Raw genomic sequence first — 22,564 nt, 5'->3', positions numbered from 1 at the left:
CCGGGGTCGCCGAGGACGCTGCCCCCGGCGGCCGCGGCGCTCACTCGTAGGCGACCTGCCAGCTCTTGATTCCGTTCAACCAGCCCGAGCGTAGCCGGACCGGCTCGGAAACCTCACGCAGGTTGGGCATCACGTCGGCGATGGCGTTGAAGATCAGATCCAGCTGCAGCCGGGCCAGGTTGGCACCGACGCAGTAGTGGGTGCCGGTGCCGCCGAATCCCACGTGCGGGTTCGGGTTCCGCATGATGTCGAAGTCGAACGGCTTGTCGAAACGTTCCTCGTCGAAGTTCGCCGAGGAGTAGAACAGGCCGACCCGCTGGCCCTTCTTGATGGCCTGGCCGCCGATTTCGGTGTCCGACAAGGCGGTTCGCTGGAACGCGATCACCGGGGTCGCCCAGCGCACGATCTCGTCGGGCGCGGTGCGCGGCCGCTCGGCCTTGTAGAGCTCCCACTGCGCCGGATTGTCCACGAACGCCTTCATGCCGTGGGTGGTGGCGTTGCGGGTGGTCTCGTTACCGGCCACGGCCAGCAGGATGACGAACCACGCGAACTCCTCCGAGCCCAGCGCCTCACCCTCGATATCGGCGTTGAGCAGCTGGGAGACGATGTCGTCGGCCGGGCATTTGCGCTTCTCCTCGGCGAGGTTCCACGCGTAGCCCATGACCTGGGCGTTGGCCATCTTGTAGCTGTCGGCGTACTCGGGGTCGTCGTAGCCCATCATCTGGTTGGACCACTCGAACAGCTTGCCGCGATCCTCCTGCGGCACGCCGAGCAGTTCGGCGATCGCCTGCAGCGGCAGCTCGCAGGCCACCTGCTGGACGAAGTCGCCGCCGCCGGTCTTCTTCGCCTCGTGCACGATCCGCTCGGCGCGCTCGCGCAGCGCGCCCCGCAGACTCTCCACCGCACGCGGGGTGAAGCCGCGCGAGATGATGCGGCGCAGTTTGTCGTGCGCCGGCGGATCGGTGTTGACCAGCATGGCCCGCTGGATCTCGATCTCCTCGCGGGTGATCTCGCCGTTGAAGCGGATCACCGCGGTGTTCTCCTGCGTGGAGAAGACCTCGGAGTTCTTCGAGATCTCCTTGATGTCGTCGAGCCGGCTCACCACCCAGTAGCCGCCGTCGTCGAAGCCACTCACTCCGTTGGGCTGGTCGACCCACCACACCGGGGCGGTGCGGCGCAGTTCGGCCCATTCGGCCACGGGCAGGCGGTGCGACAGCAGATCGGGATCGGTGAAGTCGAAATCGTGACTGATGGATGGCAGAGACGGCGCGGACACGGTACCTCCTTTGGAACACGTTCCTAGGAGTGAACCACACCACACCCGTTTTGTGAACACCTATTAGTAAATAATGTTCACGAGCTTGTTCCGGCACCCGGGCAAACCTCCGGCACCACCTCTGAACAGCGCGGACAGCGTCCGGGCCGACCCCGACCCGAGGTCGGAGCCGGCCCGGAGGAGCGCTCAATCCAGCTGCAGTTGCGGAGAATACAGCTCCAGCCAGGTGTGCAGATCGATGATGCGGTCCAATCCGGCGCGCACGGCGCTGTCGAGGCCCGCCGGGTCGAGGGCAACCGCCCGCTGCAACCACTGCCGGTCGATGAGGTCGAAGAGCCGTGAATCGCTCTCGGCGAGAACGTGTTTCGCCTGCTGCTGCAGCACCGCCGCGTAGCCCGGGTCCTGCGTCGACGGGTACGGGCTCTTGACCCGCCGCACGACCGATTCCGGCAGCACATGCTCGGCCGCATGCCGCAGCAGGCTCTTCTCCCGGCCATCGAACGTCTTCAGCGACCACGGGGTGTTGTAGACGTATTCGACCAGGCGGTGGTCGCAGAACGGCACTCGCACCTCGAGGCCGACCGCCATCGACGCGCGGTCCTTGCGGTCGAGCAACGTGCGCACGAACCGGGTCAGGTGCAGGTGGCAGACGGTCCGCATCCGGTGTTCGACCTCGGATTCGCCGTCGAGGTGCTCGACCTCGGCCACCGCCGCGCTGTACTGGTCGGCCACGAACTCCTCCAGCCGCAGCCGTTCACGCAGAGCCGGGTTCAGGATCTGCCAGCGTGCGTCGCCGGTCAGGGCGCTGTTGAACGCGAGCCACGGGAAGTTGTCAGCCTTCAGCGCCACCTCGTCGTGGAACCAGCGATACCCGCCGAACACCTCGTCGGCCGACTCCCCCGACAGTGCCACGGTCGACTGCTGCCGGATGGCCGCGAACAGCAGATACAGCGAAGTGTCCATATCGCCGAAACCGACGGGGATGTCGCGGGCGGTGACCACCGCGCGCCGCGCCGCCGGATCGGCCAGATCGGCCGGATTCAGCATCACGTCGCGATGGGCCGAGCGCACCAGCGCCGCCACCTCCCGCACGAACGGTGAATCCGGGGTGTCGCGCATCTCGTCGGGAACGAAGTTCTGCTCCTGGTTGGCGAAATCCACCGAGAACGTGCGCAGTTGTTCGCCGTCGCGGGCGAGCCGTGCGGCGGCCAGTCCGGTGATCGCGCTCGAGTCCAGTCCGCCCGACAGCAGCACGCAGCGCGGCACATCGGAGATCAGCTGACGTTCGACGATATCGGTCAGCAGCTCGCGCACCCGCGCGATGGTCCGGTCCTGACTGTCGGCGTGCTCGACGGCACGCAGCCGCCAGTAGGTGCGCGTGCGAATTCCGTTGCGGTCCACCGTGACCAGCGTGCCGGGCAGCACCTCCGCCATACCCTTCCACAGCGACCAGCCGGGCTGTTTGGTCATGGCGAACAGCTCGCGCAGGCCGTCGAGATCGACCGTCTTCGCCGCGAGCGGGTTGGCGAGGATGGCCTTGGGTTCGGAGCCGAACAGCACGCCGTCGGGGGTCAGGTAGTAGTAGAACGGCTTGATTCCCATCCGGTCGCGCACCATGACCAGCTTCTGGTCGCGCTCGTCCCAGATCGCGAAGGCGTACATGCCGTTGAGGTGGTCGACGACCGACTCGCCCCACTGCAGGTAGCCGTGCAGCACCACTTCGGTGTCGCTGTCGGTGTCGAAGGTGTGCCCGAGAGCGCGCAGTTCGTCGCGCAGCTCCCGGAAGTTGTAGGCCTCGCCCGAGTACACCATGCCGACATCACCCGACGGAGTCGGCACGGTCATCGGCTGCGCCCCGCCCGGCAAGTCGATGATGGCCAGTCGCCGGTGCCCCAGTGCCGCGTGTTCACGCACGAAGGTGCCTCGCCCGTCCGGCCCGCGACAGGCCATGGTTTCGGTCATCGCATCGATAACCCCCTGTTGCCGGGTGAGGTCGTCCGAGAACGCCACCCAGCCCGCGATTCCGCACATTCCGCCGCCTCTCCAAAATTTAGTTAGCTTAGTGAACGATGCGTAAAACCGTTGTAACACAAGGCCTCTCAGCCGTGCCACCCCGCGCCCGACTTGTCCGAACTTGTCCGAACTCGCCGCTTTCGCCCGAATAGTTCTCTTCGCACGCGGCGGGCGAACGTGTGGAAATCGGCCGGTTCCGCCGTACCGGACTGCCCCGGCCGCACGCGCCACCACCCCTATCGTCACCCCGCCCCAACTTCCGCTACCGGTCGGGTTGCCCTGCGGTAGCCCACCGAGCAAAGGAGAGCCGCGGGTTCACGGTCTCGACGTCGGCGACCGCCATCACCGAATTCAGCGCGAGGAAGTCGAAATGTTCTGTCGACGGCGCGATTACGACTTCGGCACCGGCCGCCCGGACCTGATCGGCGAGCGGTATCCGACTCGCCTCCGGCGCCCACACCAGCCGATAGCCCAGCCGCTCCGCCAGCCGGCGCACCTGCGCGATATCCCAGTCGAGACACGGCGACTCCGGATGCACCCACCCCAGCGCGACCGGGAGCGCATCGCTCACGACCGGCGATCCCTGCGACGCACCTCGCCACGCAGCGGAACGCGTACCAGCGCGACAGTCAATACGAGCAATCCCACGGCGAGCAAAAACAATATCCACATCGCACATACCCCTCGCTGTCCGGTTCGGAACGCCGCGGCATCGGGAACCACAGCTCTCGCGGCTGCGACCAGATTCGCGCGGACCACGGCCGCTGGGCGACGACGAAAACGGCGTCAATCGGCACACAAACGGGGCGACATTCAGGCGTCATTGCTTTACGGTGGGCGCATGGGAACGCCGAACGTCGCCTTGCGCGCCGCCCGCACGGCACGACTGCTGAGCCAGGATGATCTCGCCCGCATGCTGCGCGAGGCCGGATGTGCCAGCGCGACGAAACGACTCGTCCAGCGATGGGAATCCGGCGCGACCGCCAATCCCCGCCCGTCGCATGCGCGCGCCTTGGAGCAGGTGATGCGCCTGCCCATCGAAAGCCTCGGATTCGGCGCGGTGATGGCCGGACGCAGCCTGTCCGGGGACGACACGGCCGGCCACGAAGTCCACTCGGCCATCGGCGACGTCCCCCGCGAGCGCCATCCCGGCCAGGCCGCACCGCAGCCCAATGCCGGCACGTACTCCGGAATCTGGTTGTCCCGCTACGAGTTCTACTCCTCCGGCCGCGAACAGACCTTCACCTCGTCGCACTACGTGGTCGTACTCCAGCACGAACAGCGGCTCACCGTCCGCAGCCTGCCGAAGTCGGCCGCGGGCACACTCGAACTCGACCTAACCCTCGACGGGCATATCGCGACGGGCACCTGGTCGGAAACCACCGCGCAGAGCGGCTACTACAAGGGCGCACGGTATTTCGGGGCGATCCAGCTGCTCTCGGAACTCACCGCCACCCGACTTGCGGGCAAGTGGGTGGGCTTCGGCAAGAACTTCGACGTGAACGTGGGCCCGTGGGAGCTGGTCCTGCAGGACCGATCGACATCGAAAGCCACGATCGAGAAGTTCGACCGCCCTCCCCAAAGCGATTGACCTGCAAGGGTTTTACCGCGCCACCGACATCGCATGCTCGCCCTGCTCGAGCAGGAACACCGCGCCCACGAACGATCCGTGTCCACCACCGCGCCCCGATCCGCAGGGAACACGGGGGCGGCGGCAGTTGTGCTGAACTTTTCGTGCAAACCTCCGCGAAAAAGGCGGAAAACTCGCAAAGCCGGTGAGGTTTGCACGATTTGTTCACCGCTCAGCGGCCCGGAATCAAGAGCGGCCAAAGAGGGTGCTTTACGGTGATCGCGGACGCGACGATGGCCGAGTCAGATCATGTCCTGTCGTCCGATCGCAGTTTGGTCGGCCACCTAGAGAAAGACAACCGCGGCGTCACGGTCTCGACATCGGCTACGCACATCACAGCGTGCAGGGTGAGGATGCCGACGTGATCGGTCGACGGAATGATCACCGCTTCGGCGCGCGCTTCACGCGCTTGGTCGGGCAGCGGTATCCGACTCGTCTCCGGCGGCCACACCAACGCGTAGCCCAGGTGGCGCGCCAGGCGCCGAACCTGGGCCATGTCCCAGTCCAGCGCAACCGATTCCGGATGCACCCAGCCCAGCGCGATCGGGCGCGCGTCCCTCACTGTGGGCCCTCCTCGCGGCGCTCTCCGCGAAGCGGAAGCCGGAACAATGCCACAGTGAGCACGAAAAGCCCTGCGGTGAGCAAGAATAGAACCCACATCACACACCCTTCCGCCATCGAGTAGGAAGAACCGACGCCGGGGTTTCGCGGCGCCCGGCGTCGGAGCCACGTCCAGGATCGTGTTGGCGGACGTTGCGGGACAGCGCAAAACAGTGGGCAAATAACGGCGGGCGCTCGTGGGGAACCGATGATGAACGATGTACTGAGATCGCTGCGGCTGGCTCGGGGATGGACTCAGGGCGAGCTGGCTGAGGTGGTGTGTCGGCATATCGAACGTGCCACCGGCCGCGCGTCCGCATTCGACGCGCAGGCGGTATCGCGGATCGAATGCGGCGAAATTTCTTGGCCCAGGGGCGAAACACGCGCAGCACTCATGGCAGTGTTGGGATTAGAAACACCCGATGCGCTGGGTCTGCATCCGAAGCGGACCAGACGCGATGGCGAAAAGGACGATGCTACGAAACGTAGAGATTTCCTGGCACTGGCCGGTGTCGGCGCCGCCGCAGTAACGCTCACCGATGTACCCGGGCGGGTCGGCGCGGCCGATATCGCGGACATGCGGGACAGATTCGCGCGGCTGGTCGACGTCGACAGTTATCTCGGCGGAGCTGACACGTTCCGTGTGTACTTCGCCGAGCTCGCGCGCACCGAACAGACACTCAGCCGCGCAAGCTACTCGCTCGGCACCCAGCGCGAGCTCACCCAGCTCGCCGCCGAGCAAGGCCGGCAGGCCGGGTGGGCCGCGTTCGATGCCGGATTCACCGCGACCGCGGTGGACCTGTTCGAGTACAGCCGCCGCGCCGCCGACGAAGTAGCGAGCAGGGAGCTGGCCGCCAACGCGTTCGTGCACATCACGTACGCCAGTAGCACCAGCGACGCCGTACGGGCCGCAGATTCCGCCTGTGAGGCGATCGGCGCCGACGCCCCGCCCAAGGCTCGCGCGTTGCTGCAATCGCGGCGTGCGTGGTCGCTGGCCACTGCCGGGGACCGCGACGGCGCGGCCCGCGCGCTGGAAACGGCCCGCGACGCGTTGCAGGACAACGACAACGAAACCGACGCCCCGCCCTGGTGTGCGTGGGTCGATCAGTCCGAACTCGACATCATGACCGGGCGCGTGTGGTCGGTACTGCGCCGGCCGGACCAGGCGATCGGTCCGCTCGAGCGCGCCCTTGCCACCTACCCGGACCACTGGGCCCGCGACAAAGCCCTGTATCTGAGTTGGCTGGCCGATGCCTACATCGATGCGGGCGCCGACACCGCCGCCGTGTCGACCACAGAGCAGGCGCTCGCCCTGGCCGGGAGAGTCGCCTCCGCGCGGCCCGTCGCGCGGCTTCGGGACGTGACACAGCGTTGTGTCGTCGCCGGAATCGATGGCGGCGCCGAGCTCGCGCGCCGCACCGCGGCTGTGCGGCCGCCTATTCCGGCGCGCCTGTAGTTCGTTCCACCCACTCGGCGTAGGTATCGAGGCACCATTCCACCGGCGTCGCGGTCACTTCAGGACTGTCCCACGGATGCAACTCTCGGATCCGCCCCGCGAGTCGGTCCCGCGTCGCGGCCGCCGTCCGGAACGTCATCCGCCATTCCTGGCCCTCACCGAGCTCGCCCAGATGCCAGAACACCGACACCGCCGGCCCCGAAATCTCCGCTCCCGCCGCCAGCCGCTCACCGACCACCGCTCGCGCGATCGCTCGCGCATCATGCTCGGTCGGCGTCGTCGATGTCACTGCCCATACCCGCGCTGTCGCCATGCGGCCACCATATCGGCCAGCGTTGCGCCGCTGAGCGATTCACGACGCCAGCCGAGTGCACAAACTGGGCCCGCGGCCAGCCGGCGGGGCGGGCGCGGCAGCACTTCTTCACGTGGAGCGCGAGCCGTTCTGTGTCACCTACATGTCACGAAGCATTCCGTTCGGGCAGGTGCCGCACGGTTCGCCGGAGTGCGGATTGCATGACAGCGGAACCGGGCGGAACCTCGGGGAACCTCCCGGAACCGACCTCTTTCGTCCGAAAGTTTGATTCCGTCGCGCTCGTTGCCCGGTATCGTCGGAGGCGAAGTTAGGTTGCCCATACTTGTCGTCCTACGAAGCGAGGAAATCTCCGATCATGCCGGACGCCACCTCTACCGAGCAGCCCGTGCCGTTCTCCGCGCAGATCCGCTCCGCCACCGCCGAACAGCACGAACGCGCCGAGAACTCCACCTTCATGAGCGACATGCTGGGCGGCGCTCTGGACGTGAGCGCTTTCTATCGCTACACCGGCCAGCTCTGGCACATCTACCAGGCACTCGAGGCGCATTGGGACGTGCTCGCCGACGATCCGGTCGCCGGTCCGTTCATCCGGCCCGAACTCGCGCGCCTGGCCCATCTCGAGGACGATCTGGCACATCTGGGCGGGCCGCAGTGGCGCGACGACATCACCGCCCTGCCCGCGACCGCCGAGTACGCCGCCCGGATCACCGAGTGCGCGCTGCACTGGCCCGCGGGGTATGTGGCCCACCACTACACCCGCTATCTGGGCGATCTGTCAGGCGGTCAGGTCATTCGCGGCACCGCGGCGAAGCTGTGGCAGCTGCCCAAGCGCGGCGACGGGGTGCGCTTCTACGTCTTCGATCAGATCGCGAATCCGGCCGCTTTCAAGCGCGGCTACCGCACCCTGCTCGACGACTTGGCCGTCGACGATCTGGAGAAGCAGCGGGTGCTCGGCGAGTGCCGGCGCGCCTTCGATCTGAACAGTGCCGTATTCGCCGATCTGGCAAGCGAATTCCCGGTCCGCCGCGAGGGCTGAACCCGCCTGCGACATTCTTGGACAACCGACCGGAAGGTTGCTAGTTGGTAGCCAGATGCGTCTCCGAGTTACATCAAAATCGTTGTTACACATACCGATCGGCGCTCCCACGTGGTGACAAGTCCCACACCACAGGGGGCGCCGTTTGGTTGCGGGCACAACTCGGTGCCAGCTAAAGTTACTCACCAGTTAGGCACGCAGGGGTTCCTACAGCGCCCTCGATTCTGATAGAGGCCGCTTCGTTCAGTCCGCATCCACCGATGCATGTCGGACGAACAACGTTGTGCGACAACATGTTCGACATGCAAGGAGGGGTTATGGCCACCTATATCGTGACCGGTGGAACGGGTTTTCTGGGACGGCGCGTGGTGGAAGGACTGCTCTCCGCCGATACCGACGCCGTGGTGCACGTGCTCGTCCGTGAGGCCTCGGCGGCCAAACTGGCCGAACTCGCGGCCCGATGGAACGCCACCGACCGAGTGTTTCCGCTGGTCGGAGACCTGACAGCCAAGGCTCTGGGCCTGGTGGACGAACCGCCGGCCGCACAGCACGTGGTGCATCTGGGTGCGGTCTACGACATGACCGCCGATGAGGAATCCGCCTATGCGGCGAATGTGAACGGCACCCGCGCGGTGATCGCGCTCGCCACCGAACTGGGTGCGATGCTGCACCACGTCTCGTCGGTGGCGGTGGCCGGTGACCACCGCGGAAAATTCTTCGAAGACGATTTCGATCTCGGTCAGAATCTCGAATCTCCTTACCACCGAACGAAATTCGCCGCGGAGCGACTGGTTCGGGAGAGCTCCGGGCTGCGCTGGCGAGTGTATCGCCCGGCCATCGTGGTCGGTGATTCGCGCACCGGTGAGATGGACAAGATCGACGGTCCGTACTACTTCTTCCCCGCCATCGCGCGGCTGGCCGCACTGCCGGGCGGGCTGCCGCTGCCACTGCCGGATCTGGGCGCGACCAATATCGTCCCGGTCGACTACGTCGCCCAGGCGATGGTCGAACTCATCGGCCGCCCGGGTCTGAACAAGCGCACCTTCCACCTGGTCAATCCGCGTCCGCAGCCGTTCACCGAGATCTACAGCGCGCTCTCGCGGGCCGCCGGCGCATCGGGTGGCGTGGGCCCGGTTCCGGGCAGTCACACCGCACTGGCGACGCTGAACCGCCTGCCCGGTGTCACCGCGGCGCGTGATTTCCTGTTGACCCAGTTCGGCATTCCCGCCGAGGTCGCCCCGCACACCTCGTTCGCGTCGGAATTCGTCTCCGATTCCACCCGGGCGCTGCTGCGCCGCACCGATCTCGAGGTCCCCGCCTTCGACACCTACGCCGAGAATCTGTGGCGGTACTGGCGCGCACATCTGGATCCCGACCGGGCACGCCGGCACGGCGGCGGCGACCGGCTGCGCGACCGGATCGTGCTCATCACCGGCGCCTCCTCCGGGATCGGCCTGGCGACCGCCCATGCGGTGGCGCGCCGGGGTGCGACGGTGCTGATGGTGGCGCGCGGGATCGACGAACTCGAGGCAGCGGCCGCCCAGGTGCGCGAGCAGGGCGGTGACGCCTACAGCTATTCGTGCGACATCACCGACGAGAAGGCGGTCGAGCTGCTGGTCAAGCAGGTGCTCGCCGACCATCACCACGTCGACTACGTGGTGAACAACGCCGGGCGTTCGATCCGTCGCTCGGTGCTGAACTCCACCGATCGCATGCACGATTTCGAGCGGACGATGGCCGTCAACTACTTCGGTGCGGTGCGGCTGATCCTGGCCCTGCTGCCGGCCATGCGGGAACGCCGCTTCGGCCACGTCGTCAACATCTCCTCGATCGCGGTGCAGACCAAACTGCCGCGTTTCGCCGCCTATGTGGCGAGCAAATCGGCACTGGACACCTTCAGCGAGATCGCGGCGGTCGAGAACGCCGACGCCGGCATCACGTTCACCTCGGTGCGGATGCCGCTGGTGCGCACACCGATGATCGCGCCGACCGAGGCGTACCGATCGCTGCCGGTGCACAGTCCCGAACAGGCGGCGGCCATCGTGGTGCGCGCCCTCGAGGAGCGGCCCGCGCGCATCGACACACCGATCGGCACCTTCGCCCAGGTCATCGACACGGTGATGCCCTCGGTGAAGAAAGCCATTCTGCACCAGGGCTTCCGGCGGACCGGTGAATCCGCAGCGGCCCGACACGGCCGCACCGCATCGAGCGACACGGCCGAGACCGGTGGCCGCGGCCCGCTGCTGGCGCTCGCACCGGTGGTGCAGCCGCTGATGGGACTGCCGACCCCCGCGGCGCGGATCGTCAACCGGTTGCCCGGCCTGAACTGGTGATCCCGGACCTACCACCGGACCTGGTGTCCGGTGGTAGGTTTCGCCGGTGAAACGCAGGCTTCTGCTCGGCGGCGCGCTCGTCGTCGTCCTCGCGGCGGTGCTGTCGATCGGCACCTACGTCCTGATGAATTCGCGGACCTTCCAAGTCGCCGGCCGCTTGATCGACCGCGTCGACACCGCCGCAAAGGTCGTCGCGCTGACCATCGACGACGGCCCTACCGACCGCACCCCCGCTATTGTGGAAACTCTTGCCGCCGAACATATTCCGGCCACCTTCTATCTCGTCGGCCGTGACCTGGCCGCCCACCGCGACTACGGTGCGCAGATCGCGGCCGCCGGACACGAGCTCGGTAACCACAGCTACACCCATCGACGGCTCGTATTCGTCACTCCCGCCACGGTCCGCGACGAGGTCGAGCGCACCGACGCCGAAATCGAGCGCACCGGATACCACGGCCCCGTGACCTTCCGCCCGCCCTACGGGAAGAAGCTGGTCACCCTGCCCTGGTATCTGTCGCACCACGATCGCACCACCGTGATGTGGGATGTCGAATCCGATTCCACCGGCGGCGCGAGCACCGATGTCATAGTCTCGGACACGGTGAACCGCGCCCGGCCGGGGTCGATCATCTTGTTGCATGCGATGTACCAACCGGCCGCAGCGGCGGCGATTCCGCGCATTGTCGCGGAACTCCGTTCGCGCGGTTACGGTTTCGTGACCGTCTCGCAACTGATCGCTGGCACGAAACCCACCGGAATGTGACCGAACTCCCCGGCCGTTTCGGCCAAAACTAGAACGTGTTCTAATAGTCTATAGGTATGGAGCGATTGACCGGGCTGGATGCCAGCTTTCTGTACCTGGAGACCGACACCCAACTGCTGCACGTGTGCGCGCTGCTGATTCTCGACCCGCCCGCCGACGGGACGGACTACGAGTTCACCGCACTGAAGGAGGAACTGGGGCGCCGCCTGCACCTGATCCCCTCCATGCGCCGCCGCGTCCATCGGGTCCCGTTCGACCTCGATCACCCGGTCTGGGTCACCGACACCGGCTTCGACCTCGACCGCCACGTCCGCCGCCTCGGGCTGCCCTCCCCCGGCGGGCCGAAGGAGCTGGCCGAACTCGTCGGCGACCTCGCCGCGCAGCCGATGGACCGCACCCGGCCGCTGTGGGAGATGTGGGTGATCGAGGGCCTGGCCGACGGCAAGGTCGCCGTGGTGTCGAAATACCATCACGCCGCCGTCGACGGCGTCACCGGCGCCAACATGATGGCGTATCTGTGCGATGCCGAACCGGGTGTGCGCTACCCCGATCCGCCGGCCGAGAGCCACACGGAGTCCGACGAGCCCAACGATCTCGCCCTCGCCGCCGAGGGCCTGGTGCGAATGCCGACGAAACTCGGCGTGGTCGGCATGGTGCCGAAGACATTGGGCAAACTCGGCGGCATGGTGCAGCGCCGGCGCTCCGACAAGCAGGGGATGGCAATTCCGTTCACCGCGCCGCGCACGCCGTTCAACCGCACCATCACCCGTCATCGCAGCGTCGCCTTCACCACCGCCCCGCTCGCCGATATCAAGGAGATCCGGGCGGCGTTCGGTGCGAAGATCAACGACGTGGTCCTCACCGTCATCGCGGGGGCGCTTCGGCAATATCTGAGCGAACACGACGATCTGCCGGAGACCTCGCTGATCGCCTCGGTGCCGGTCTCCACTCACGAGACGACACGGCACGAACGCGGCGTCAACAAGGTGTCGACGCTGTTCGCTCAGCTCTACACCGACGTCGAGGATCCGGTGGAGCGGCTGCGGCTGATCGCGCAGGCCAATGTCGGCGCGAAGGAGGAACACGAGGTTCTGGGCGCGGACTTCCTGCAGGACTGGGCCGAATACGCCCCGCCGAACACCTTCCGGATCGCGGTGCGCGCCTATTCGTCGTTCAAACTCGCCGAACGGCATCCGGTGGTGCACAACCTGGTGATCTCCAATGTGCCCGGACCGCAGCAGCCGCTGTACTTCCTCGGCCACCGCATCGACTCGCTGTTCCCGTTCGGCCCGGTGTTCCACGGCGCGGGCCTCAACGTCACGGTGCTGTCGGCCAACGGCGATCTGGATTTCGGCTTCATCGCCTGCCGTGAACTGGTCCCCGATCCGGACCGGATGGCCGACGCCGTGCACGACAGCATCTCCGCGCTCCTGAAGGCGGCACACGCCCAGCGCTGAGCGCGTCAGCTCTCCCGCCGAGCGGCCACCGCCGCGCAGGCCTCGAGGAGCACCGGGACAAAGGCGTCCGCCTCGAGTACACAGGCCGCATGTCCGGCCGGTACGAGGAAAATCTCCGCTCCGGCAATCATTGTCGCCATTTCCAGCTGCCGATAGACCGGCAGCGCGTGGTCGTGTGTCGTGATCACCACGCCCGTGGGCACATCCAGGCTCGACAGCCACGGCGAGGAATCGAAGCGCCCCAATTCGGCGATCGCCTGAGTCATCGCCCATCCGCTGATGGTGCGCAGCTCGGCCAGCGCCCACCGATCCATTCGCCCTGTCTCCCAAGATATTTCGGGCATATGTGGCAGTTTGGTCGCCGCCTCCGCCACGCGACGCCCCGCCGTCTCGGTCATCACCCCGGCGAGCAGCGCCATCCCGCCGTGGAACAGCCGTTCCCGCCATTTCTCCCGGAAGCGGTAGGTCGTCGCGCACAGCACCAGGCCGCCGACGAGGTCCGGGCGCCGGTGCGCGACCGATTGCGCGACGATGCCGCCCATGGAGTACCCCGCCAGGATCGGGCGATCCACGCCGGTCACCTCCGCGACCGCGACGACGTCGTCGGCCAGATCGTCGAGATCGAAACGCGGCGAACGGATTCCGTGCCCGTGCCACCGCTGGTCGAACAGGACCACCCGATAGTGTTCCGACAACTCCGCCAGGGCCGGGAACCAGTTCAGCATCGCCGTGGTGACCAGCCCGTGCAACAGGATCACCGTCGGCGCGCCCTCGGGCCCGGGAATGTCGACCAGATAGGTCCGTCCGCGCCCGGGCAGATCCACCATCCGGCCGGCCGGCACCGAGTTCGTACCCGATACGCGGGTACCGAAGCGCCCGCCGACCGCCCCGCGACCGTTGCCCGCCGCCTGCCGCTCCGCCGCCATCGCATCCTCCTGCCTCGCCGGCCCGGTCGTGAATTAGAACACGTTCCAATTCGATGGTACCGGGTGCCGGGCGCCCGCCGGTGCGGTCACCGCGCGCCGGGAAGCAGCACCGCCGCACCGGCGAACCGGCCGTGTGCCAGATCGGCCAAAGCCCGGTCGGCGGATTCGAGCGGATAGGGGTTGATGCGAACCCGCATCCGGTGCCGGGCGCAGAACTCCAGGAATTCACGTCCGTCCGCGCGGGTATTGGCGGTGACCGAACGAATCTCGCGCTCCTGGAACAGATGCCGCTGATAGTTCAGCACCGGGATATCGGTCAGGTGGATGCCGGCGATCGACAGCACACCGCCACGATCCAGCCCCGCCAGCGCGGGCAGGACGAGATCACCGACCGGCGCGAACAGAATCGCCGCATCCAGCGGCACCGGCGGCGGATCGGCCGCACCCTGCGCCGACGCCGCGCCCAGCGCCAGCGCCAGCTCCTGCGCGGCGGCGTCGCGGGTCATCACATGCACCTCGGCGCCCTGAGCCAGAGCGACCTGCGCGGCCAGATGCGCGCTGCCGCCGAAACCGTAGATGCCGAGGCGTCCTCCCGGCGGCAGCGACGCACGCCGCAGCGCCCGGTAGCCGATGATGCCGGCACAGAGCAGCGGGGCCAACTCCGCATCGGCGTATCCCGAAGGCAGCGGATACACGTAATCGGCGGGCGCCGTGGCATATTCGGCATAACCACCGTCGGCATCCCATCCGGTGTACTGCGAATTCGGGCACAGATTCTCCGCGCCGCGCCGGCAGTACGCGCACACCCCGCAGGTTCTGCGCAACCACGCGATACCGACCCGGTCACCAGGCGCGACGGCCCCCGCCCCCGCGCCCACCGCGACCACCTCCCCGACAACCTCGTGGCCGGGCACCACCCGCTGCCGATGCACCGCCAGATCACCCTCGGCGACATGCAGATCGGTGCGACACACCCCGCAAGCCAGCACCCGCACCAGCACCTCGCCCGCGGCCGGCTCCGGGATCGGGATCCGGGCGCGGACCGGCGGGGATTCATCGATCGGGCCGGGCCGCACCACCTGCCAGGCGGCCATCGTCGCAGGATTCATCGCACTCCTTCCGACACCGGAACGCCCGCGCCACTGCGGGAAGATCGATGGTAGTCGGGTGCGCCGACGAACCCCGCGGATCCGGCCGCCGAGGCGGTCACGACCACCGGTGCGCGGCGTTGATAGCGTCGCTGCGTGCCCGCGCCGTCGACCGCCTTCACCCTGCCCATCGGACGGGTGCACGCGATCGTCGACCTGGCGCGCCTGCGCGGCTGGGACACCGGGGAACTGCTCGCCGAAGCCGGGATCGCGCCGCAACTGCTGAATCAGGGACGCGCCCGCGTCACCGTCGGACAGGCCGTGCACCTGGTACAGCAGCTGTGGCGCAGCACCGACGACGAACTACTCGGGCTGGGCCGGCATCCGATGCCGCGCGGCACCTTCCGGCTCGTGTGCTTCGCCCTGCTCGGCTCCCGCGATCTCGCCGCCGCGCTGCACCGGTTCCGGATGTTCCAGAAGGCCCTTCCCGGATTTCCGCCGCTGCGGCTCGGCACCGACGCCGGCGAAGCACGAATCGCGTTCGACCTCAGCGATATCCGCCATCCGCACAGCCTGATCATCGACACCATGCTGATGGTCGTCTACCGCTTCCTGGACTGGTCGGCCGGCGGCTCGCTGCGACTGCTGCGCGTCGAAGTCCCCTATCCACCCAACGATCTCGACGACTACGACCTGATCTTCGGTGCGCCGGTGCGCTTTTCGGCACCGAAACCGGCCCTGGTCTTCGATGCCGCCGTCCTCACCGCGCCCCTCGTACGCGACGAGGACGATCTGCTGCGCTTCCTGCGCAACGCACCCGAGGCCGTGATCGGCCGCGGAGACGATTCGGTGTCCACCGCGGCGCAGGTACGCCGGATCCTGGAACGCGGCGGACCACGGCACTGGCCCGGCGTCGAGCAGATCGCCGGCGAACTGGCCGTCAGCCCCGCGACACTGCGCCGCAAACTGAGCGACGAACACACCTCACCCAGTCGCATCCGCGAACAGATCCTGCGCGATGCCGCGATCGCGGCCCTGGTGCGCGGCGAGACGGTGACGGCGGTATCGCGACGGCTCGGCTTCTCCGAACCCAGCGCCTTCTCCCGCGCGTTCCGGCGCTGGACCGGCAGTTCCCCCGGCTCCTATCGCGGCCCCGCCGCACCCTGAGCGATCCGGTCACAAGATCGAGCGCAGCGGTCATTGGCTGCCGCGCGGCGCACCCCTACCTTGGCGAACGAACACTGTATTCGACCAGAGGAGTTCCCCCGTGCCGGTGCATCGGTCCCCGTGGATGGACGAAGATCTCGACGCGCTCACCGATTTGGCGCGCCGATTCTTCGAGAAGGAATGCGCACCGAACGAGGATCGCTGGGGACGCCAGCACCACGTCGACCGCGAAATCTGGAATCGCGCAGGCGAATTGGGCCTGCTGTGCATCTCCATCCCCGAGGAGTACGGCGGTGGCGGCGGCACCTTCGCCCATGAAGCCGTGATCGCGATCGAACAGACCAGGGCCATGGCGCCCAGCCTCGGCAACCCGGTGCATTCCACGATCGTCGCGCATTACGTCAACGCCTACGGCACCGAGGAACAGAAGCAGGCGTGGCTGCCGAAGATGGCCTCCGGCGAGATCGTCGCCGCCATCGCCATGACCGAACCGGGCACCGGCTCCGATCTGCAGGGCATCCGTACCCGCGCGGTGGCCGACGGTGACCACTACGTCATCGACGGCGCCAAGACCTTCATCTCCAACGGCCTGCTCGCCGACCTGGTGATCGTCGCCGCCAAGACCTCCGAAGGCAAAGGCGCGGAATCGGTGTCGCTGATCGCCGTCGAAACCGACCGCGAGGGATTCCGCCGCGGCCGCAACCTGGAGAAGGTCGGCCAGCACGGCCAGGACACCTGCGAACTGTTCTTCGACGCCGTGCGCGTCCCGAAGACCAACCTCCTCGGCGCCACCGAAGGCACCGGCTTCATCCAGCTCATGCAGCAACTCCCCCAGGAACGCCTCATCCTGGCCGTCGCCGCCGCGGCAGCGACCGAGAAGACCGTCGAGATGACCGTCGCCTACACCAAGGAACGCCAGGCCTTCGGCAAACCCATCTTCAACTTCCAGAACACCCAGTTCACCCTCGCCGAATGCGACACCGTCGCCTCGGTCGCCTGGGCCTTCCTCGACGACTGCGTCGCCAAACACCTCCGCGCCGAACTCGACATCCCCACCGCAGCCAAGGCGAAATGGTGGCTGACCGAACAGCAGTGCCGCGTCGCCGACGAATGCCTGCAGTTGTTCGGCGGGTACGGGTATATGGCGGAATATCCGATCTCGCGGGTGTTCACGGACGCTCGGATTCAGAAGATCTATGGGGGGACGAACGAGATTATGAAGCTGATTATCGGGCGTAGCTTGTAGATTGCCTGGTGAGAGGCGGTTTTCGGGGTCAGGGAGCGGCCATCGGCCCGGCTTCGCCCGTCTCTCACCGGAATCGCCATCGGATCAATCGGACACTCCTCGGGGTCGTGCGAAGACCCCGGCAACGAACCGAATGTGTCGGTGCGGCGGATTATCTTCGCCCCATGACAGGTGCCCGGAGCTCGACGTCGCTGCTGGACTCTTTGTTGTCCGACTTCGACGTCTTGGCTGCCGCCTGCTGGTCGGAAATCGAGGGCACCGCGTCACCCGAGACCCTCAGCGCGCTGCACAGCCCGCCCCTTCGGAACGCACGCGCCGACGGCTTGCATTACGCGCAGACCATACTCGAGGGCGAGCTGCAAATCCTCACTCTGTCCCACCAGGTTCGCGGACGCGAGACCGTGGCCCGCGCGTATCAACAAGCCCAGACGTTGCGCGTAGCAGTGATCAAGGAGCTGCGCGCGGAGCGAGGAAATCGGCACCGAGCCACACAACCGCCGCGAGATCTCGACCTCATGTCGGCGTGGCTACTGAAACTGATACTGCCCGAAGACTATTCGCACCATTTCGACCTCGCCATCGCATCCGCCGGCGCCGAACCCGGGCGCGGACGTTTGCCCACACACAACTGGTGGGCATGGGCGGTCGAGCACGGATGGATGACAACCACCGTCTCTGCCGATGCGCAACGGCTGCTCGCACTCCCCGACGACGCATTCGACGGGACCGTACGGCGCTCGCTCACCAAGGAATACATCGCAGGCCTCGACGAGTACCCCGTCATCGAGCGTTGGTGGCGCGCACTCAGCCGCGTCGAGGTCGGTATACGAACAGATATGCAGCGCATCCGCGACCGCGCCCGCCGAGCCGGCCCGAGTCCGAGCCGGGGCCAACTGAGCCGATTGCGGGAATTGTATGAAGAATTCGCGTCACTGCGAGTACACCGCAGCGTCGCGCAGCGCCTGTACAACGAACTCCGCGACGCCGTGGCCGCACAGGTGAACGCCGATGAGGGCGGCCTTGTCGAGCAGTGCCACGCTGATGCGAGGACGGCACTCGCCGAGGCGAATCCGATTCTGTGGCAGAGCATTCGCAGCGTCGTGATCGCCCATCGTGTCCGGTGGGAACGCGAGGACTTCGACTTCAGTGCCGCAGCAGAACTCGCCGAGGAGCTGCTCGCCGAAATACCCTGGGCCGCGCCGCGTTTCATACCTGCAGACCCGGCCACGGGTGGCAGTCCCCTCGACGACACAAGCCATGAGCCACTCGAGGTCGCCGTGGACGCGTCAGGTTATGCGGCCACCGGCGGTTACGGCTGGACCGCCGCCGATGGACGAACCGGAAGCGGCCACTGCACAGCGGCGAACTCGGCCACAGAAGGCGAAGTCATCGCGATCTGCGAAGCCGCACTAGCACTCGAACTCCGCACCCGGCCGCTCCGCATCGTGTCCGATTGCACAGGAGCCGTCGACGCGGTGACCAGCGCACTCACCACCGGCGTCGTGGGCGCGTTTCCCATCTCCCAACCCGCCCGAGACCGCCTCCGAGCCGCCATCCAGCGACCTGTTCCGTTCACCGTGCATTGGATCGCCAGCCGAACCGGTCACCAACTCCACGACCGCGCCCACCGCCTCGCGCGCACGCGCCGCCACCACTGAATCCGACACCCGCGTATGTGGTGGCGACGCGCGCTACTCACAGGAACCTTCCACACGCTCGGGTCCGACGTCGCCTCTCCGTGCAACAGCCCCATGAGCCGTGCCGCACCGCCTTTCAACTGGTCGCACAGTCGGCGCGTCTCGACACACACCGACCTGCCATACCCGATGGCACCCGTCACATCGCCACAAGTTGGCTACGTCGGAAGGATTCGAGCCAGACTCCTCGCGTAGTCCCGAATTCGACTGGCGGGGAAAGCTTCCGGATCGGCGAGGACGAGGCGCCCGGCCTCCCAGAACAGTGCGTAGAGCATGCGAGCGGTGAGCGCGGCGTCGAAACCGGCGGGCTGTCGCGCCGGCGTGCTCGACCGAACGAAGTTCTCGACAGCGCCCAGGAAGCTCTGCCTCGCACGGTCGATGCGCCGACGGAACGCCGGCGTGCTGGCATCGGCGATGAGGAAAATGGCGCGCCACCGGTCGGGCGCGGCCTGAACCTCGGCCAGGAAGGCGTCGAACCCGCCCAGCAGCGCGTCGACGGGGTCCGTGCCGGCCTCGACGGTCGCGACCACCTCGGCAATCTGCGCCAGCGCCCCCGCTTCCTCGCGGTCGAGAGAGGCGCGCAGCAACTGTTCGGAGTCGTCGAACAGTCCGTAGATCACGGGGCGACTGACGTCGGCCGCGCGCGCCACGGTGTCGATGGACACCTTGTGCACGCCCTGTTCCACGATCACCCGCAATACCGCGTCGAGTAGTTGTTCCCGGCGTTGCTCGGGTGCCATACGCGGTGCGTATGTGCGATTTCGTCGCTCGGCCACAGTGTCTTCGCCACCTCTCCGTTCCGGACCGCCGCTTGACAGCGCCTCCGTCGGTCCCAAATACTACAGTCACTGTAGCTACACAGACTGTAGCTTTTGGAAGGAGAGGCCGTGCCATTTCGGTACTGCATCATCGGGGCCGGCTACACCGGGTTGGCCGTGGCGAAGGCATACGCCGATCTCGGGTTGGATTACGACCACGTCGAGGCCACCGATGCCGTCGGCGGCAACTGGTCACACGGGGTCTACGACTCCACCCATCTGATCAGCGCCCGCGATGTCACCGAATATCCGGACTTCCCCATGCCTCGCGACTACCCGGATTTCCCCAGTGCCGCTCAGATGCGTGACTACCTGTGCACGTTCGCGGCCGAGTTCGGACTCGAACGGCGCATCGAATTCGGCATGCTCGTCACCGATGTCGAGCCGGTGAACCAGTCCGGATCGGCCGGGTGGCGGGTGAGTTTCGGCACCGGCGAGACACGCGAGTACACCGGTGTGGTGGTCGCCAACGGCCACTACTGGGACACCCGGATTCCGTCGTACCCGGGCGAATTCGCCGGTAAGCAGATCCATTCCAAGGACTACAAGCGTCCCGCGGATCTGGATGGGCCGCGGGTACTGGTCGTGGGAGCCGGGAACTCCGGCTGCGACCTCGCGGTGGAGTCCGCGCTGACCTTCGGCACCGCGGAGCTGTCGCTGCGCCGAAGCTACTGGTTCATCCCCAAATACGTGATGGGCGTCCCGAGCAGCAAATTCGATGTCGGCTCCATACCGGTGCCGAAAGTGGTGCAGGAGGCGGTATTTCGGACGATCGTCGCACTCGGGATGGGCAGTTACGGCAGTTTCGGCCTGGAGAAGCCGACCCACCGCATCTTCGAGCAGGACCTGGTCGTCAACCAGCAACTGCCGTACTTCCTCAAACACGGGCGTATCGCCATCCGGCCCGAGATCGCCGGGTTCACCGGGAGCACAGTACGTTTCGTCGACGGCACCAGCGCGGAATACGACACCATCGTCTGGGCGACCGGCTTCAAGACCACGTTTCCGTTCCTGCGCGACGGCCTGCTCGAATGGGAGAACGGCCAGCCACGGTTGGTGTCGCACACGTTCGCGCCGGGCCTGGCGAATCTGTACTTCGCCGGACTGGTCGCGCCTCGCTCCGGTGCGGGGATGTTGCTGATGAACAGCTCGCGACTGCTCGCCGAAGCAGCGCTGCTGCAACAGCGCCTGCACGAGCCGGTCGGCAATCTGTATTCGATGGTGTCGAAGCCCTCAGCGCAGATTCTGGCCGGTGGGCCGGAATTGCGCTGGGACGTCGTGCGTGGCCGCCGACTGATCCGCATCGTGTCCACCCTCATGCTGTTGCGTGCACGTCTCGGCATCGCCACCCCACCATCGCCGGGCGCGCGTGCGCGCCCCGAGCTACCGGACATCGAGCGCATCCCACTGTCGCCCTCGCTGCTGCGCCCGCTGCTGGCCGCCGTGCGCCGCAACGCCTGATCTCGTTCTCTCACAGCACAAGGAGACCATCATGTCCACCAGGAACCGACCGGTCACCACGACCGTCGACAGCCCGCTCGGCCTCCCGTGCGGTGTCCGCGTACCCAACCGCATTGCCAAAGCCGCCATGAGCGAGCAACTCGGCCGCCTCGACGGCGCTCCCGGTCACGACCTGATCCGGCTCTACAGCGCATGGGGACGCGGCGGCGCCGGACTACTGATCACCGGCAACGTCATGATCGACCGCCGTGCCTATGTCGAACCCCGCAATGTGACCCTCGAAGACGACGGCAACCTCGAGGCCGTGCGCAACTGGGCCCGCGCCGGCGCCCGCGAAGGCTCGGTGATGGTCATGCAGATCAATCACCCGGGCCGTGTGGCGGTGGGCCCGCTGCATCGGCGACCCGTCGGGCCCTCGGCGCTGCGGCCCCACGCGCCGGGCTTCAATCTGCGCAAGCCGCGTGCCCTGGCGCTCACCGACATCACCGATCTACGCCGACGCTACGCGCGGACGGCGGAACTCGCTGTGGCAGCGGGCTTTTCGGGGGTGCAGGTGCACGCCGCCCACGGCTACCTGCTGTCGCAATTCCTGTCACCGATCGCCAACCGGCGCACCGACCACTACGGCGGCACACCGCAGAATCGACGGCGGCTACTGCTCGAGGTCGTCGCCGACGTGCGCCGCGCCGTCGGCCCCGCCGCGGTGGTGTCGGTGAAGCTCAACTCCGCCGACTTCCAACAGGGCGGTCTCGAACAGGCAGAATCCCTCGAGACAGCCCTCGCCCTGGAACAGGCCGGCATCGACCTGCTCGAGATCTCCGGCGGCAATTACGAAGCGCCCGCCATGACCGGTGTCGTCCAGGACTCCACCCGCACCCGGGAGGCCTACTTCCTGCACTACGCCGAAGCCCTGCGGGCACGGTCATCTGTGCCGCTCATGCTCACCGGCGGAATCCGCACCCTCGATTTCATGAACGAGGTCCTCGCACAGGGCGCTGTCGACATCATCGGACTCGGCCGCCCCTTCGCGGTTCGGCCTGCCATCGCTACCGAATTGCGGAATCGAACCCACCGGCCCGACTCGCTACCCACAGCGCCACGCATCCCGATCCCCGGTGCCACCCCGGTCAACTCCTACCTCCAATTGGCCTGGCACGCAGCCAACTTCCGCCGCATCGCCGCCGGAGACACCAGCCCGTCAAGTCCCGGCGCGGTCCGCACCCTGATCGGCGCCGGGGCCATGGTCACCGCACGCGCTCTCACCCAATTCTGATCGGAACGCGA

The 22,564-nt window shown here is 67.0% G+C and carries 19 protein-coding genes; 11 read left to right on the top strand and 8 right to left on the bottom strand.

The genetic code is table 11. The features are described 5' to 3' along the window. Positions 1-40: 40 nt before the first annotated feature. The 3 genes from IRT45_RS07690 to IRT45_RS07680 form a co-directional block, all read right to left on the bottom strand. Positions 41-1,276 (bottom strand): cytochrome P450, encoded by a 1,236-nt coding sequence (locus IRT45_RS07690; protein WP_194805173.1) that lies wholly within the window; start codon positions 1,274-1,276, stop codon positions 41-43. Positions 1,277-1,462: 186 nt separating this feature from the next. Then, complete coding sequence (gene asnB / locus IRT45_RS07685; protein WP_194805172.1) at positions 1,463-3,307, bottom strand: asparagine synthase (glutamine-hydrolyzing); 1,845 nt, start codon at positions 3,305-3,307, stop codon at positions 1,463-1,465. Positions 3,308-3,551: 244 nt separating this feature from the next. Beyond that, positions 3,552-3,860 carry a hypothetical protein gene (locus IRT45_RS07680; protein ID WP_309240835.1) on the bottom strand — a complete coding sequence of 103 codons (309 nt, stop codon included), beginning with the start codon at positions 3,858-3,860 and terminating at the stop codon, positions 3,552-3,554. A gap of 270 nt (positions 3,861-4,130) precedes the next feature. Between IRT45_RS07680 and IRT45_RS07675 the strand changes: the two genes are divergently transcribed. Then, positions 4,131-4,880 carry a helix-turn-helix transcriptional regulator gene (locus tag IRT45_RS07675; protein ID WP_194805171.1) on the top strand — a complete coding sequence of 250 codons (750 nt, stop codon included), beginning with the start codon at positions 4,131-4,133 and terminating at the stop codon, positions 4,878-4,880. A 286-nt stretch (positions 4,881-5,166) separates the two neighbouring features. Here the strand turns inward: IRT45_RS07675 and IRT45_RS07670 are convergent, their stop codons facing one another. Beyond that, positions 5,167-5,481, bottom strand: coding sequence for a hypothetical protein (locus tag IRT45_RS07670; RefSeq protein WP_309240834.1), 315 nt, complete (start codon positions 5,479-5,481; stop codon positions 5,167-5,169). A gap of 432 nt (positions 5,482-5,913) precedes the next feature. Here IRT45_RS07670 and IRT45_RS07665 point away from each other — a divergent pair, with 432 nt between their 5' ends. Next, positions 5,914-6,975: an XRE family transcriptional regulator gene (locus tag IRT45_RS07665; RefSeq protein WP_194805170.1), complete on the top strand. Its 1,062-nt coding sequence runs from the start codon at positions 5,914-5,916 to the stop codon at positions 6,973-6,975. On the opposite strand, the gene cutA is transcribed toward IRT45_RS07665, so the two are convergent. Continuing rightward, positions 6,956-7,288 carry a divalent-cation tolerance protein CutA gene (gene cutA / locus IRT45_RS07660; RefSeq protein ID WP_194805169.1) on the bottom strand — a complete coding sequence of 111 codons (333 nt, stop codon included), beginning with the start codon at positions 7,286-7,288 and terminating at the stop codon, positions 6,956-6,958. The genes IRT45_RS07665 and cutA overlap by 20 nt on opposite strands. A gap of 355 nt (positions 7,289-7,643) precedes the next feature. On the opposite strand from cutA, the gene IRT45_RS07655 reads away from it, so the two are divergent. The 4 genes from IRT45_RS07655 to IRT45_RS07640 all read left to right on the top strand — a co-directional run bounded on the left by IRT45_RS07655 (position 7,644) and on the right by IRT45_RS07640 (position 12,877). Then, positions 7,644-8,324, top strand: a complete 681-nt coding sequence (locus tag IRT45_RS07655) for a heme oxygenase (biliverdin-producing) (RefSeq protein ID WP_194805168.1) — start codon at positions 7,644-7,646, stop codon at positions 8,322-8,324. Positions 8,325-8,641: 317 nt separating this feature from the next. After that, positions 8,642-10,657 carry an SDR family oxidoreductase gene (locus tag IRT45_RS07650; protein ID WP_194805167.1) on the top strand — a complete coding sequence of 672 codons (2,016 nt, stop codon included), beginning with the start codon at positions 8,642-8,644 and terminating at the stop codon, positions 10,655-10,657. Between the two features lie 46 nt (positions 10,658-10,703). Beyond that, on the top strand, positions 10,704-11,420 hold the full coding sequence (locus IRT45_RS07645; RefSeq protein ID WP_194805166.1) for a polysaccharide deacetylase family protein: 717 nt from the start codon (positions 10,704-10,706) through the stop codon (positions 11,418-11,420). A 56-nt stretch (positions 11,421-11,476) separates the two neighbouring features. Then, positions 11,477-12,877 (top strand): wax ester/triacylglycerol synthase family O-acyltransferase, encoded by a 1,401-nt coding sequence (locus IRT45_RS07640; RefSeq protein WP_194805165.1) that lies wholly within the window; start codon positions 11,477-11,479, stop codon positions 12,875-12,877. A 5-nt stretch (positions 12,878-12,882) separates the two neighbouring features. Here the strand turns inward: IRT45_RS07640 and IRT45_RS07635 are convergent, their stop codons facing one another. Then, entirely contained in the window at positions 12,883-13,803 is a 921-nt protein-coding gene (locus IRT45_RS07635) for an alpha/beta fold hydrolase (protein ID WP_194805164.1), read from the bottom strand. Between the two features lie 86 nt (positions 13,804-13,889). After that, complete coding sequence (locus tag IRT45_RS07630) at positions 13,890-14,897, bottom strand: zinc-binding alcohol dehydrogenase family protein (RefSeq protein WP_194805319.1); 1,008 nt, start codon at positions 14,895-14,897, stop codon at positions 13,890-13,892. 150 nt (positions 14,898-15,047) lie between these two features. Here IRT45_RS07630 and IRT45_RS07625 point away from each other — a divergent pair, with 150 nt between their 5' ends. From IRT45_RS07625 to IRT45_RS07615, 3 genes are all read left to right on the top strand, one after another. Next, entirely contained in the window at positions 15,048-16,058 is a 1,011-nt protein-coding gene (locus tag IRT45_RS07625; RefSeq protein WP_194805163.1) for an AraC family transcriptional regulator, read from the top strand. A gap of 124 nt (positions 16,059-16,182) precedes the next feature. After that, the gene (locus IRT45_RS07620) at positions 16,183-17,304 is read left to right on the top strand and encodes an acyl-CoA dehydrogenase family protein (protein ID WP_194805318.1); all 1,122 of its coding nucleotides are present in this window, start codon (positions 16,183-16,185) and stop codon (positions 17,302-17,304) included. A 164-nt stretch (positions 17,305-17,468) separates the two neighbouring features. Next, the gene (locus tag IRT45_RS07615; RefSeq protein WP_194805162.1) at positions 17,469-18,962 is read left to right on the top strand and encodes a hypothetical protein; all 1,494 of its coding nucleotides are present in this window, start codon (positions 17,469-17,471) and stop codon (positions 18,960-18,962) included. 197 nt (positions 18,963-19,159) lie between these two features. On the opposite strand, the gene IRT45_RS07610 is transcribed toward IRT45_RS07615, so the two are convergent. Next, positions 19,160-19,741: a TetR/AcrR family transcriptional regulator gene (locus IRT45_RS07610; protein WP_194805161.1), complete on the bottom strand. Its 582-nt coding sequence runs from the start codon at positions 19,739-19,741 to the stop codon at positions 19,160-19,162. Positions 19,742-19,888: 147 nt separating this feature from the next. On the opposite strand from IRT45_RS07610, the gene IRT45_RS07605 reads away from it, so the two are divergent. After that, positions 19,889-21,280 (top strand): NAD(P)/FAD-dependent oxidoreductase, encoded by a 1,392-nt coding sequence (locus tag IRT45_RS07605; RefSeq protein ID WP_194805160.1) that lies wholly within the window; start codon positions 19,889-19,891, stop codon positions 21,278-21,280. Positions 21,281-21,311: 31 nt separating this feature from the next. Continuing rightward, positions 21,312-22,553: an NADH:flavin oxidoreductase/NADH oxidase family protein gene (locus IRT45_RS07600; RefSeq protein ID WP_194805159.1), complete on the top strand. Its 1,242-nt coding sequence runs from the start codon at positions 21,312-21,314 to the stop codon at positions 22,551-22,553. Positions 22,554-22,564: the final 11 nt, after the last annotated feature.

The organism is Nocardia sp. BSTN01 (genome assembly GCF_015354405.1).
In the GTDB taxonomy this organism is placed as follows: Bacteria; Actinomycetota; Actinomycetes; order Mycobacteriales; family Mycobacteriaceae; genus Nocardia.
Note: the sequence above shows the minus strand (reverse complement) of the source record. Positions and strands in the feature narration are given on the sequence as shown.